Consider the following 15,270-nt stretch of genomic DNA (forward strand, 5'->3'; position numbering starts at 1 on the left):
GTTGGTGGTGTTGCTGCAATTCTTATTACTGTTTTCACCGTCACTTTTCAATCTGTTAAAGCAGCCATCGCCAACCCGGTGAAAAGTCTACGAACTGAATAAAAAAATGAGTGAAAAACCTGCTTGCAGCAGGCAGGTTGAAGAACGGAATACAGAATTATTAACATGAGCAAAAGGGTATTACTAACGGACATACTTAAATGAAAATATTATGTTCAAAAATTATTTCAAAACCGCCTGGCGTAGTTTGTGGAAACATAAATTGTTTTCCGCGATAAATATCAGCGGGCTCACTATCGGGATAGCAGGTTCTTTATTATTGCTTAGCTATGTATCTTTTCAATTCAGCTACGATGATTTCAATGTACATGAAAAAAATATCTACCGCGTAAATTTAGATTTATATCAAAATAAAAAATTGCTTTTTAAGAGTGCAGAGAATTATTCTGCTCTTGGCCCCGCATTAAAAAATGATTATCCACAAGTAGTTGCCCAGGCAAGACTTTATAACATGGGCTACAAAAACAATTGCGTCTTTACTTACAATAACGATCACTTCAGGGAAACTAAATTCTTATATGCGGATCCATCTTTTCTCACCATGTTTTCTTTTCCTTTTACCGAAGGCGATCCGAAGTCAGCGCTTGCCCAGCCTTATAGCGCCGTCATTGCTGCATCTGAGGCAAAGAAGATTTTTGGAAACGATAACCCTGTTGGGAAATTCATTCAAATGGATGACGATGACCGTAATTCTGAACTTTGCAAAATAACCGGCGTGTTTAAAGATGTGCCGGAAAACTCTCACTTAAAATTTAATATTCTTATTTCTTATTCAACTTTGGATCATCGCAGAAACGGATCGTCAAGATATGAGAATGACTGGGACTATAAAGATTTTTATACGTATGTTCAACTTCGGCCTGGCACAAATCCAAAACTGTTTGAAGAAAATTTACCCGCATTTATCAGTAAACATATTCCGGCTGAAAGAGCAAAGATTACAGAAAGCAAATTGAGTTTACAACCACTTGCAAAAATTCATCTTACCTCAGGTCTTATTGATGAGCCCGAACCCACAGGGAATGGGAAAGCGATTTCTTTATTGATAGTGGTGGGAATTTTTATTATAACCGTCGCGTGGGTTAATTATATTAATTTATCTACGGCAGCTTCGGTTAACAGGGCAAAAGAAATAGGGATAAGAAAAGTGCTGGGATCGAAACGACAACAGTTGATAAAACAATTTTTAACTGAATCGTTTACCATTAACGTGGCAAGTTTTGTTATTGCCGTCGTACTCGTTAAAATTCTCCAGCCCTCACTTAGCCATTTGATGCACGTTGATTTTTCATTGTCAACGTTGCTGACAAATAAATATGGTTTCATGTTCCTTGGTTTTATGATTGCAGGCACTTTCTTTTCAGGATTGTATCCTGCCTTTGTTTTATCTTCTTTCAATCCAATAGCTACCCTAAAAGGAAAAATAAAGGCTTCCAAAAATGGATTAGCCCTGCGAAAATCATTGGTTGTTTTTCAATTTTCTCTTTCAGTTCTGCTCATCATCGGAACACTGGTCGTATATCAGCAGGTTCATTACATGCTCAATCAAAATCTTGGGTTAAAACCGGCGCAGGTATTAGTTTTGGACCGGCCCGGACATTGGGATACGGCCCGTAGTATGCATAATTTATATGTAGAAAGATTTAAAAACATACTTAACCAAAACCCGGAGATCGAGGGCGTGGGAATGTCTGATGAAATTCCCGGAAAAGAAATAAGATACCCTTCGGAGTACACAGTAAATAACTCTCCTCTAAATACTGTTGCCATTAATACTACTTCTATCGACGAAAATTATTTTCATGTTTTGGGAATGAAGTTTTTAGCGGGCAGAAATTTTTCGCAACAGTATAAAACCGATGCCAATGGTTTGGTTCTCACAGAATCAGCAATAAAAATACTCGGATTCAAAGAACCGCGGGATGCTATCGGTGCAGATGTGATAAGTGATAATTCGCACTATACTATTATCGGTGTTATAAGCGATTTTCACCAGCTATCACTTGAAAAAAAGTTGGAGCCTTCGGCATTCCAATTCAACAATAATGATGCACGAGAATTTGAATATTATCTTGTAAAAATAAAGACGGGAAATATTCAACATGCGCTTGCCGGCATACAACATGTTTGGAACGATAGTTTCAAAGAAAACCCTTTCACCTATTCTTTTTTAGATGAATTTTTTGACAAGCAATATAGAAATCAAATTCAGTTTGGCCTTTTATTCGGGGCATTTTCTATAATAGCAATTGTGATCGCCTGCATCGGATTATTTGCTTTGGTTGCTTTTATGACAGCGCAGCGTACGAAAGAAATTGGTGTGAGGAAAATTTTAGGCGCAACAGCAAAGGATGTGATGTTTCTTCTTACAAAGGATTTTGTTAAGCTGGTATTGATGGCAAACCTGGTTGCATGGCCGTTAGGATGGTTATTAATGAACAATTGGTTAAAGGACTTCGCTTATAGAATTCATATAAATATTTGGGTATTTGTTATAGCGGGATCGGCCGCTTTAATAATTGCAATAGCAACAATAAGTTTCCAGGCGATCAAGGCTGCAATTGCAAATCCTGTGAAAAGTTTGAGAACAGAATGATATTGTGAATTGCGAATAACGCAAATTGACGAAACCCGGGACAAAAAAGTACGCATTGGATATAATGATTTGGCGCTCACTATTTGTTCAACGTAGAATAAGAATTTGAATTATCAATTATGAACGATGATTTAGGCACGATGAATGGTAAGCGAAATTCCGAGCTGATACGTAATATGTGTAAATAAAAATCGATGCTATGATAAAAAACTTATTGCTGGTTGCCTTTCGTAATTTTAAGAAGGACAAATGGTACACCCTCCTGAATGTGTTGGGCCTTACCATCGGTATTACATTTAGCTTATTTCTTATTTTTTATATAAGAGATGAGCTGAATTATGATCGCTATCTTCCAAAAGCTGACCGGATATATCGCATTGTTTCGTATATCCATGAGCGTGATAAGAATACTAACTGGACGCTTACGCAACTTCCGGTTGCTGCTACCGTTAAAAAAGATTTCCCGGAAGTGGAAGAAGCCACCTGGTTAATGAGTCGCGAAAGAACATTATTTAAAAATGGTGAAAATAGTTTTTATGAAACAAAGGTGTATTATGCAGATAGCAGCGTTTTCAAAATATTTTCTTATAAATTTCTTGAAGGTAATGCTGCCCACGCGTTGGACGAACCCAACAGCATTGTAATTTCAAAAACACTTGCTGAGAAATATTTCGGAAGGAATACTCCGGCCGTGGGCAAAACATTAAAGACGGTATACGACTTGTATAAAATAACCGGCGTTATTGAAGATGTTCCAAACAATTCGCATTTACGTTTTGATATGCTGATTTCCGGGGCCACTATATTAAAAGGCAATCAAAACGGCGGCTTTAACAATTGGGGCAACTTCAACAATTTTACTTATGTATTGCTGAAGCCAGGCACGAACGTTTCCGCCTTCAATAAAAAACTGGAATCGATGTACAAAAAATATGTCGAGCCGCTTTTTGCGCAGTTCAATATCACGATGAGATATGACGTGCAGCCGATAACCTCTATCCATCTTCATTCCAAACTGGAGCATGAACCTGAGGAACTGGGTAACATGTCGTATATCTGGATTTTTTCTGCTGTTGCTTTTTTTATGTTGTTGATTGCCTGTATCAATTATATGAATCTCACAACGGCAAGGTCTGCTCGCAGGGCAAAAGAAATTGGTATCCGTAAAGTAACGGGTTCTTCAAAAAAGCAATTGGTTTTTCAATTTTTAACTGAGTCAGTGCTTACAGCTATTGTAGCGGTGGCACTAAGTATGTTACTGGTTCTTGTGCTGTTGCCTGTATTCAATTCTATCTCCGGTAAAGCATTCACTATAGCCACATTGTTTCAACCATTCAATGTTATCCTTGTAACCAGTATCGCATTATTCACCGGGTTGGTTGGCGGAAGTTATCCTGCATTTTATCTTTCGGGATTTCAGCCGGTAAGCATTTTAAAAGGTGCACTTTCCAATGCATCGGGCAACGTAAACCTCCGCCGCACTCTGGTGGTACTGCAGTTTTCTATTTCTATGATAATGCTCATCTGCACGTGGGTGGTGTATTCGCAACTTTCGTTTTTGCAAAAAAAAGACCTGGGTTTTAATAAAGATGAAGTGATGACGGTTACGGTTAATACAGGTGAAGATGAACGTGGTAAAATATATGCTATGGACAATGATTTTCGAAATCTTACAGGGGTAAAAATGGTTGGTACCGGCAATTCCTATCCCGGCAGTGCCAATAGCAACCTGAATCTTTTTACCGTACAAACCAACACGGGTTACGTTGATAAAGCGGTGGAATGTTATGCTATTGATGAGAATTTTCTCAGCACACTTGGTATTAAGATCGTTAACGGGAGAAATTTTTCGGGCCCGCCGGATACATTGCATAGCATCCTTGTTAATGAGGCCATGGTAAAACATTTTGGATGGAATAATGCAATTGGAAAGCGGGTGAAATTTCCCGGCGATACATCAGGCCATTATCTCGAAGTGGTTGGTGTGATGAAAGATTTTAATCAGAAATCATTATACAATCCCATAGCTCCATTGCTGTTGTTTTATGGGCCAAATGGCAATATGATTCAGCTAAAAATAAAACAGGGGGACGTAAAGCAAACTATTGCACAGGTAGGAAGCACCTGGAAAAAATATTTTCCGCAACTGCCATTTGAATATAAATTTCTTGATGATGATTTTAATTCACAATATGCGGCTGACCAAAAGCGGGGGAAAATATTTGCGGCGTTTTCAATACTAACGATCATCATTACCTGTCTCGGTCTTCTTGGCCTTACAGCATTTACGACACAGCAAAAGCAAAAAGAAATCAGCATACGCCGTGTACTTGGCGCCAGCCTCATGCAGGTTGTTGGTATGATAACAAAGAATTATTTGTGGCTGGCATTAATTGCGGCTGTGGTCGCTTTCCCCGTGGCTTATTATTTCATGTATAAATGGTTGCAGATATTTCCTTACAATGCAGGGTTAACTGTGATTCCGTTTGTTGTGTCAGCCCTTGTAATTGTAATTACTGCTTCGGTAACAGCTATGTTCTATTCTGCGAGGGCAGCTTTAACAAAACCGGCAAAGGTTTTAAAGACAGAATAAAATAATAATGGATGACAATTGAAATTGATAAATTAAAAACGAATAAAAATTATAAATAAAATAACATGAAAAAGTATTTCTTTCTACTGATGATAGCAACCGTTAGTCTTGTTGTAAATGCGCAGGATAAAAACGATAAGCAACCTTATCTCACCAAATCATTTGCCGGTGAATCCTTCAATAAGGTGATGGCAGAAACGAGTGGGGGAAATATCACCGTTACCGGCGTTGATCCATCTCAATGTAAAGTGGAAGTTTTTGTTACTCAAAACGGTAACAAGCAAAAGTCACTTACAGAAGATGAACTTAAAGCAAGAATCAATGAGGATTACGACCTCGATGTTTCTGTAAAAAATAACCAACTAACGGTAACGGCTAAGTCAAAACACCGGATTAAAGACTGGAAGAAGGCGTTGAATTTTTCTTTTAGGATATACGTCCCTAAAAATACTGCAACCGATTTAACAACGAGTGGCGGAAAGATCGCATTGAGCAATCTTTCAGGAGATAAGGTATTTACAACAAGCGGTGGAAATTTAAATCTTGATGGCCTCGAAGGCAAAACAAAAGGCAGCACTTCAGGAGGTAATATTGATTTAAGTAATTCCAAAGACGAAATTGACGTAGCAACCAGTGGTGGTAATATTAATGTGGAGAATTCTTCGGGAACTATACGCATCAGCACTTCCGGTGGTTCTATCAACATGAAGGAGTTGGACGGGAAGGTAAAGGCGGTAACAAGCGGGGGCAATGTAAGGGGTGAAGCTATTGGAGGAGATTTGAATGCTTCAACTTCGGGCGGTAATGTTTCTTTACATAATCTTACCTGCTCACTGAAAGCGGGTACCAGCGGAGGAAATATTGATGTTTCCATCAAGACTTTATCCGATCATGTTTCCATCAACAATTCAGCAGGAAAAATAAATTTGGAACTTCCGAAAAACGCCGGAGCTGACTTAAAGTTGAGTGCCATGAAAATTTCAACACCAAACCTTCAAAATTTTAGTGGAACAAGTACCAATGAAGAAATGCATGGTACTATAAACGGGGGAGGAGTACCGGTTACTGTCGATGCCGGCAGTGGAAAAATAAGTGTGACATTTAATTAATAATAAAAGTCCAAAATGACTGTGCAACCTCAGGCCTGAGAAAATTTCAATTTAATTAATTGTGAAGATTAAAATTGATTCTCATGATCAAAAATTATTTAAAAATCGCCTTCAGAAACCTTTGGAATAACAAAGGTTTTTCAGTTATAAATATTGCAGGCCTTGCTATAGGATTAGCCACTTGCCTCCTGATGTTGTTTTATGTAACGGATGAATTGAGTTACGATAAGTACAATGAAAAGGCTGACAGAATTTACCGGGTGGATGGCGATATACAATTTGGGGGAAATCATTTTGTGCTGGCAGTAGCGCCAGATCCCATGGGCCCTACACTAAAGAAAGATTTTCCGCAGGTAGAACAATATGTTCGTTTTCGCGGCTATGGGGGACTGTTAGTAAAAAAAGGGAACCAGAATATTACTGAAGAAAAGGTAATCTATGCAGATTCCACTTTGTTTGACGTATTTACTTTGCCAATGATACAGGGCGATCCAAAGACTGCACTAGCGGAGCCGCATAGCGTTGTAATAACTGAAACAACCGCCAAAAAGTATTTCAACTCAACAGATATTGTTGGGAAGAGCCTTGTAATTAATGATACTTCCAATCTTAAAGTAACCGGCGTTATAAAGGACATTCCTTCGCAATCACATTTTAATTTTGATTTCTTTGTTTCACTTTCTTCCAACGATGAAAGCCGTCAGAATAATTGGGTAAGTAACAACTTCAATACTTACATTGTTTTGAAAAAAGGAGCTGATCCAAAAAAGCTCGAATCACAGTTCGATGCCATGGTTGTTAAATATGTAGGGCCGCAGGTAAAGCAATTGATGAATATTGATATGGAAACTTTTGCCAAGAGCGGAAACTTCGATACTTATCATTTAACACCGCTGACATCTATCCACCTACACTCCAATAAAACTGCGGAGTTGGGTGCTAACGGTAGCATCGTGTTTGTTTACATTTTTTCTTTTGTAGCCATTCTTATATTATTGATTGCATGTGTAAACTTCATGAATCTTTCTACGGCACGTTCTTCGAACAGGGCAAAAGAAGTTGGCGTGAGAAAGGTGCTGGGCTCATTAAAAAAGTCATTGGTTGCACAGTTTCTTACCGAGTCTGTGCTTGTTAGTTTTATAGCATTAATATTGGCGATAGGTTTTGCGTGGCTGTTGTTACCATATTTCAACCAGCTATCCGGTAAGGAACTTAGCAGGAACGTATTCGCAAATCCCTGGTTATTCCCATCGCTCATCGTATTAATGCTGGTAGTTGGCGTAATTGCAGGAAGTTATCCTGCATTCTATCTCTCGGCCTTCAACCCGGTAGAAGTTCTCAAAGGTAGAGTGTCGAAAGGTTTTAAAAGTAGTTGGCTGCGCAGCGGCCTCGTAGTTTTTCAATTTTTTATTTCAATTATGCTTATTGTAGGAACTATTGTTATTTATAATCAATTAAAATTTATTCAAAGTAAAGATCTGGGGTACAACAGGAACCAGGTCTTGATAATTAAAAATACGTACCCACTGGGAAATAAAACCAAAGTATTTAAAGATGAAATATTGCAAATGGCCGGTGTGGAAAATGCAACAATGACTGGATTCTTGCCTACTTCCGACTGGCGCAGTGATAGCCCCATTTTCCCGGATGCAACCCTGGATCAGAAAAGAGCTGTTTCTGTTCAGATATGGCCCGTAGACGAAAATTATATACCAACACTGGACATGAAAATGGTGAAAGGAAGAAATTTTTCCAGGGATTTTAAAACTGATTCGTTAGGCATCATCATCAATGAAAGTGCTGCCAAATTATTAGGATTTCCTGATCCGGTTAATAAACAAGTGTATTACCTTAATAATTTCAACAATGGCAAAGACGTTACTGCGTATCACATATTGGGGGTTGTAAAAGATTTTAATTTCAGTTCGTTACGCGAACAGGTGACACCGTTAGCCTTAGTGTATCGCCAACAAAATGGAAGTATTTCTCTTCGTATTAATACTTCTGATATTCCGGGCCTTGTTGCCGGCATCGAAAATAAATGGAAAACGATGACGCCCAGCCAGCCGTTTACTTATTCTTTTATGAACGATGATTTTAATCATACTTATAAAACTGAACAACAGACCGGGAAGATATTTATCTCGTTTGCCATATTTGCCATCTTTATTGCATGTCTTGGTTTGTTTGGCCTGGTAACTTATGCCGCTGAGCAACGCACAAAGGAAATAGGAATAAGAAAAGTTTTAGGCGCCTCCGTTAGTGGTATCGTTAGTATGCTGTCCAGGGATTTTTTAAAGCTCATCATTATTGCCATGTTGATTGCATTTCCGCTGGCATGGTGGGCTATGCATACCTGGTTGCAGCATTTTGCTTACAGAATTTCTATCACGGGATGGGTATTTGTGATCGCAGGAGGAATCGCTCTTTTAATTGCGCTGCTAACGGTATGCATACAGGCAATTAAAGCTGCATTGGCTAACCCCGTGAATAATTTAAGAACTGAATAGGTAGTTAATTACATTGGCTAAGCCGGGCTTACAATAAATAGTATTTTATGTTTAAAAATTATTTTAAAACCGCATTTCGAAATATCTGGAAAAATAAGGTTACCAGTTCCATTAATCTTTTCGGTCTTTCCGTTGGAATGACGGCGGCTGTATTTATTTTTTTATGGGTGCAGAATGAAATTAGTTTTGATGATTATCACGCAGAGAAGAATAATATCTGCAGGATCACCAATACGATACAAGTCAATAAAAACGAAGCATGGATTTGGGAAACTTCTCCAATGCCGCTGGCGCCGGCTGCCGTCCGGCAAATTCCTGAAGTAAAAAATGCAGCCCGTGTTGTTATCAATGCTTATGGCGGAATGGTATTTACAATCAACCATAAATTGTTTATTGAAAAAACCAGCGCATGGGTTGAAAAGACATGGTTCACAATTTTTGACTATTCGTTTGTTGCCGGCAACGCAGCAGCTTTCGGGCAGAATCCTTTCAGTATTATTTTAACAGAATCCAAAGCAAAAAAATATTTTGGAGATGAGAGTGCGATCGGGAAGATAATAAAAGTCGACACTGCAAATTATACCGTACAGGGAGTTATTAAAGACAATCCTCTTAACTCCAGTTTCAGGTTCGATGTGTTGCTGCAAATGGACGGCAGGTTCTCCAATCCTCAAAGTTTTAAGAACGATAACACGTGGCACAATTACAACTTTACTACTTTTTTAAAACTGGCACCTAACGCTAAAAAGCCTTTGGTTGAATCCAAGCTAAATAATATTGTTGCAAAGAACAGGTCGGATGATAATAATCTTCCGAAGGTTAGCCTTGAACCTTTAAAGGATATGTATTTTGAAAACGACCTGCAAAGTTCGACTATGCCACATGGTAATAAAAAGACGACCTATATTTTTTTCGTTCTTGGATTAATGTTGCTAATAACTGCCTGTATTAACTATGTGAACCTTACAACAGCAAGAGCCAGCCTGCGTGCAAAAGAAGTAAGTGTGCGGAAAATTGCCGGCGCACAACGCGGTCATTTGTTTCTGCAGTTTATTGTTGAATCTGTAACCGTTAGCCTGCTGTCGTTAATTATCACCTTGTTGTTAATTCAACTATGCCTTCCCGCTTTTAATTCTATTACCGGCGAGCATTTTCAATTGCCGGTAAATTCTCCGGCTGTTTGGAAAATATTACTCGGGACATTGGCCATGGCTACTATTCTAAATGGCGTTTACCCGGCGGCGTTACTTTCTTCCTTTAAACCGTTAAATGTGTTTAGGGGCAAAAGCTTATTAAGATTAAGCGATGGTTCTATAAGAAAAGGACTTGTAGTGTTTCAGTTTGGTTTGTCTATTGTTTTGATTATGGGAACGATAGTTATTTACAAGCAATTAAATTTTATTCAGACGTCCAACCCGGGTTACAATATATCGCAAATAATGTCTTTGCAAATTCCATGGAAAAGTTATAGCAAGATGAATGACGAACAAAGAAAGAGTTTTTTTACCGGCATGAAACAGGAATTACAGTCGGAAAGCAGCATTTCGGCCGTAAGCATTGGTGGTTCTGAAATAATGAATGTAGGTAATTCAAGTTCCGGTAACGCAGATTGGGATGGGCGTGATACCACTTTCAATCCTACTATTGCCCAGCTTTCGGTTGACGAAAATTTTCAAAGCATGTTTCAGTTGACTTTAAAAGGCGGCCGCTGGTTTAAGCCGGGAAACGAGGATATGCACAATTATATTTTAAATGAAACAGCTGCTGCTGCCTTCAATATGCATCAGCCAATCATCGGGCAGCGATTTACTTACGGCGGTGATACCGGTAAAATCATCGGCATCGTTAAAGACTTTAATTATAAAAGCATGCACGAAAAAATCGGACCGATGGTTTTATCTTTTAATGAAGGAAGTGATTCATACATTTTTATTAAAACAGTTCCCGGTAATATCCCGAAGGCATTGAGTGCCGCGGAAAAAGTATGGTCGCAATTTATTCCGGCACAACCATTTGATTTCACTTTTTTGGATGACAGCTTTAATAATTTGTATAAGTCGGATATAAAAATGTCGCAACTTATTTTAATTTTTTCAATCATAGCTATCATTATTTCTGCATTAGGATTATTTGGATTAGCGGCGTTTACTGCTGAACGTCGCACCAAAGAAATCGGCATCAGGAAAGTGCTCGGAGCTTCGGTACAGCAAATCGTGATGCTGCTGTCAAAAGATTTTGTACGGCTTGTTTTAATTGCAATCGTTATTGCATGTCCCATCGCATGGTGGTTAATGAACAACTGGTTGCAGGATTTTGCTTATCGCATAAACATAACGGCATGGATATTTATTATGGCTGGCTCATTGGCCTTATTGATTGCCCTGATGTCAGTGAGTTTCCAGGCAATAAAAGCAGCGATAGCAAACCCGGTAAAAAGTTTAAGAACGGAATAATTGTTAACTATAAGACAACAGTCTTCAATCTGAATATTGAGATTCGATGTCTTGAAGTAAAAATAAATAGCCCTTATGTTTAGAAATTATCTTAAAACGGCGTTACGCAATCTTCGTAAGAACAAACTGTATTCAATCATTAATATTTTCGGACTAACGGTAGGGTTAGCCGCTTGTTTACTAATTGGTATTTACATCAATCATGAATTGAGCTACGATAAATTCAATGCAAATGCTGACCGTATTGTTAGGGCAACAATGGAATATTCAAGTGCAGGAACCGTAAATAAAACCGCAACCACAGGCACCAAGGTAGGTCCGCAGTTTAAAAGAACCTTTCCACTGGTAGAGGAATATACAAGAACATTTATAAGCCACAACGTGGTAAAGTATGGCGATAAGATATTTGATGAACCACGCATACTGTATGCTGATGCACCTTTTTTCAAAATATTTTCTTTTCACATTATTGAAGGAGATGCAGCTACTGCTTTAGATGCGCCGGATAAGATTGTAGTCACAAAATCCATTGCCAAAAAATATTTTGGTGAAGAAGAGCCCATTAATAAAATACTCTCCAGCGGCGGAAAGGATTTAAGAGTATCCGCAGTGTGTGAAGATGTTCCGCAGAACTCGCAAATAAAATTTGATTTTGCCACGCAATTTTACAACCTCGGCAACGGAGTAAAAAACGAAACCTGGTGGACGGCAAACTGGATCACTTATTTTTTATTGCGCGATGAAAAAAGTATTCCACAATTTCAGCAGCAGGTTAATGCCTATATGCAAACACCTGAGGTAAGAAAAGATGCAGGCATGGAAGGCAACGATTATCTCGCTTATCATTTAGAGCCGCTTACAAAAGTGCATTTATACTCTTCGCTTCCGGGCTTCGAACCCAATGGCAGCATCACTTATATTTATATGTTTTCCGTAATTGCGTTATTAATATTAATTATAGCGTGTGCAAATTATACGAATCTTGCTACAGCACAATCTGTGGGGCGAAGCGGGGAAATTGGAATTCGAAAAGTAATAGGTGCATCAAAGCGCCAGGTGTTTATACAGTTTATCGGCGAATCATCTATCATCACTTTTTTGGCTGCCGCGCTAGCATTACTGCTAAGTATATTTCTAATTCCCTACTTTAATGTAATAACAGGCAAGCAATTTACGCCAGGTATTCTTTTACAGCCGCTGCCGGTAATTGCATTGATAGTCTTTTCAATATTGGTAAGTTTTTTCGCAGGCTTATATCCGGCATTGGTTTTATCCGGAACGCAGGTAATTGGTGTATTAAAAAAAGGATTTTCTTTTACGGGTGGAAATAATTTGCTCCGGAAAGCATTAATAGTTGCACAATTTGGAATTTCAGTGTTCCTCATCATTTATACAACTATCATTCTCCAGCAAATGCATTACATGCAAACAAAAAACCTGGGGTATGATAAAGACCATATCGTTGTGCTTCCGATAGGGGGTAATATGTTGCAATATTTTCAAAACCTTAAAGGCGAGTTCGCACAAGTGCCCGGCGTTGCATCAGTCACTGCTTCCTATGATACGCCGGAAAATGTACAGTGGGGCGATGGCATTACCGCAGTTGACGAAAAAGGAAAGCATGACATATCGTTAAATGCAATGCCGGTTGATTTGGATTTTACCAAAACTCTGAAGATGCAATTGCTTGCAGGCAGGGATTTTCAGCAATCGGATTTTGCTATGATGGATACAACCAATAATGGTGAAAACTTTCATCAACCTTATATCATTAATGAAACACTGGCAAAAAAAATTGGCTGGACACCCGAACAGGCCATCAATAAAACAATTTCCAAAGGTGTAACAGGCCCTGTTGTTGGTGTAATAAAAGATTTCAATTTCAGCAGCCTTCACGAACCAATTGGCCCTCTCTTAATTTTTCTGGGGAGAGGTTATTCACGCACATTTATGCTGCGTGTAGGCGGCAACGATATGAAAGTTACGCTTGCCCGCCTGGAAACAGTTTGGAAGGATCGGGTCCCCGATCGTCCTTTTAATTACCATTTCCTGGATGAAGACTATAACAGGCTTTATCTTGCTGACCAACGCACATCGTTGCTATTTTCGGTAGCCGCAGGGCTGGCCATACTTCTTGCCTGCCTGGGATTATTTGGCCTTGCTGCCTTCACAACCGTGCAACGCACAAAAGAAATAGGTATAAGAAGAGTATTAGGTGCAAAAGTGGGAAACATAACTTTTCTTATCGCGAAGAACTTTTTGCAGTTGATAGGGATTGCAATACTCATCGCAATTCCGGCTGCGTGGTGGGCCGGCAATAAATGGTTGCAGGATTTTGCTTTTCGAATACCCGTGCAGTTATATGTATTTGTTATTACAATATTTGTAACGATGTTGATCGCATTTTGTACCGTTGGCTATCACTCGATTAAAGCAGCGTTAACCAATCCTGTAAAGAGTTTGAAAACTGAATAAGTGGAACTATTCAAATAATAAAGTTTAATTCTACGTTTGAAAGGGCAAGCAAGGGCCCGGACGTTCTGCTGGCAAGAGTTTGGTGGGACAAACTATAATTTTTAAATTTCTCATAAGCAAGCAATCCTAAGTTAAAACACAAGAGGGCATTAATGCTGCCCTCTTTTTTATTACATTAGCAAGAAATGTCTATGAAATCGTGGATTAATATTTTCGTATTTACTTTCATTGGTTTGTCAAGCAATTGTTTTGCGCAAAATGATGTGGTTACTGACAACGACTCCAGTCACTACAATCTCAATAAACCCGAACGGGAAAAATGGCTTCAAAATACCGATGATGGTTTGTTTATACATTTTGGCGTAGATGTGTCATTGGGTATTGTGATCAGCCACTCATTGGTTGGGGCATCTAACGACTACGTGCAAAGGTACTTTTCAGAATTGCCCACTGTATTTAATCCCAAAAAATTTGACCCGGATGAAATTGCTACACTGGCCAAGCTTGCTGGTATGAAGTATATCATGTTTACGACTAAACATCACTCAGGGTTTTGCATGTGGGACACAAAGACCACAGATTTTAGTGTTATGAATACGCCCTATCACAAGGACCTGCTACGCGAAATGGTAGACGCAACACGCCGCGCCGGCCTGCAGGTTGGATTTTATTTTTCACCGGAAGACTTCAGCTTCCTGTATAAACATCATCTTCCTATCAGCCGCGATAATGTTGTAATGAGCAAGGCAATTAGAAAAGAGTATGATGATTTTACCAGGAAACAATGTGAAGAATTAATGACGAATTATGGCAAGATTGATTTGTTGTTTATTGATGGAGAGCCGAAAGAAATTGTGAAAGAAACCTGTTGGAGACTTCAACCTAATATTTTAATAACAAGAGGCGCCTTAAAAACTCCTGAACAAATGTTACCCGGAGTGACCATGAATGAACCGTGGCTCTCCTGCATTACTATGGGCACAGCCTGGCAATACCAGCCTACTAACGATAGGTATAAATCGGGAACAAATCTTATTGAATTACTAATTGAGGCAAGAAGCAAGGGAGGTTCGCTACTATTGAATATCGGACCGAAGGCAAATGGCGAAATGGCTGATGAACAAGAGGGCAGGTTGCGGGAAATGGCGGCCTGGTATTTTGTAAACAGGGAAGCGGTGGACAGTGTACGTCCATGGGTAATTACCAATGAAAAAAATATTTGGTACACAAGAAGCCTTGATAATAAAACGGTATATGCTATTGTTACAGATGCTGCTTCCTGGAAGGAAGGTGACCGAAGATCATTTACCTTACATTCCGTGAAGGCGGGTGCGGACTCTAGAGTAAGTGTGTTGGGACAAAACAGTTTGATACAGGAGTACCGGCCAGGTAAAGATGTTAGTTGTAAGTTTATGCAAACAGATACAGGGCTGGTATTATCGGTCGTAAAAACCCAACGCATTTATGATGATCA

General features: G+C 39.1%; 7 protein-coding genes. All 7 read left to right on the plus strand.

Translation table 11 applies throughout. The features are described from left to right. The first annotated feature begins 211 nt into the window (after nucleotides 1–211). Nucleotides 212–2,656 (plus strand): ABC transporter permease, encoded by a 2,445-nt coding sequence (locus ACO1O5_RS06325; RefSeq protein ID WP_486268994.1) that lies wholly within the window; start codon nucleotides 212–214, stop codon nucleotides 2,654–2,656. A 199-nt stretch (nucleotides 2,657–2,855) separates the two neighbouring features. Next, the gene (locus ACO1O5_RS06330; protein WP_486268995.1) at nucleotides 2,856–5,249 is read left to right on the plus strand and encodes an ABC transporter permease; all 2,394 of its coding nucleotides are present in this window, start codon (nucleotides 2,856–2,858) and stop codon (nucleotides 5,247–5,249) included. A 65-nt stretch (nucleotides 5,250–5,314) separates the two neighbouring features. Further along, nucleotides 5,315–6,358, plus strand: a complete 1,044-nt coding sequence (locus tag ACO1O5_RS06335) for a DUF4097 family beta strand repeat-containing protein (protein WP_486268996.1) — start codon at nucleotides 5,315–5,317, stop codon at nucleotides 6,356–6,358. A gap of 83 nt (nucleotides 6,359–6,441) precedes the next feature. Continuing rightward, nucleotides 6,442–8,868: an ABC transporter permease gene (locus tag ACO1O5_RS06340; RefSeq protein ID WP_486268997.1), complete on the plus strand. Its 2,427-nt coding sequence runs from the start codon at nucleotides 6,442–6,444 to the stop codon at nucleotides 8,866–8,868. 47 nt (nucleotides 8,869–8,915) lie between these two features. After that, complete coding sequence (locus ACO1O5_RS06345) at nucleotides 8,916–11,321, plus strand: ABC transporter permease (protein ID WP_486268998.1); 2,406 nt, start codon at nucleotides 8,916–8,918, stop codon at nucleotides 11,319–11,321. A 75-nt stretch (nucleotides 11,322–11,396) separates the two neighbouring features. Next, complete coding sequence (locus ACO1O5_RS06350) at nucleotides 11,397–13,796, plus strand: ABC transporter permease (protein ID WP_486268999.1); 2,400 nt, start codon at nucleotides 11,397–11,399, stop codon at nucleotides 13,794–13,796. A 191-nt stretch (nucleotides 13,797–13,987) separates the two neighbouring features. Next, nucleotides 13,988–15,270, plus strand: a 1,283-nt coding sequence (locus tag ACO1O5_RS06355; protein WP_486269000.1) for an alpha-L-fucosidase, incomplete at its 3' end; no start/stop codon positions are given.

This window comes from Ginsengibacter sp. (genome assembly GCF_057362405.1).

Excerpts from the sequence above, each read along its gene's own strand:
- ACO1O5_RS06325 (WP_486268994.1), top strand. The coding sequence starts at position 212 with ATGTTCAAAAATTATTTCAAAACCGCCTGGCGTAGTTTGTGGAAACAT.
- ACO1O5_RS06330 (WP_486268995.1), top strand. The coding sequence starts at position 2,856 with ATGATAAAAAACTTATTGCTGGTTGCCTTTCGTAATTTTAAGAAGGAC.
- ACO1O5_RS06335 (WP_486268996.1), top strand. The coding sequence starts at position 5,315 with ATGAAAAAGTATTTCTTTCTACTGATGATAGCAACCGTTAGTCTTGTT.
- ACO1O5_RS06340 (WP_486268997.1), top strand. The coding sequence starts at position 6,442 with ATGATCAAAAATTATTTAAAAATCGCCTTCAGAAACCTTTGGAATAAC.
- ACO1O5_RS06345 (WP_486268998.1), top strand. The coding sequence starts at position 8,916 with ATGTTTAAAAATTATTTTAAAACCGCATTTCGAAATATCTGGAAAAAT.
- ACO1O5_RS06350 (WP_486268999.1), top strand. The coding sequence starts at position 11,397 with ATGTTTAGAAATTATCTTAAAACGGCGTTACGCAATCTTCGTAAGAAC.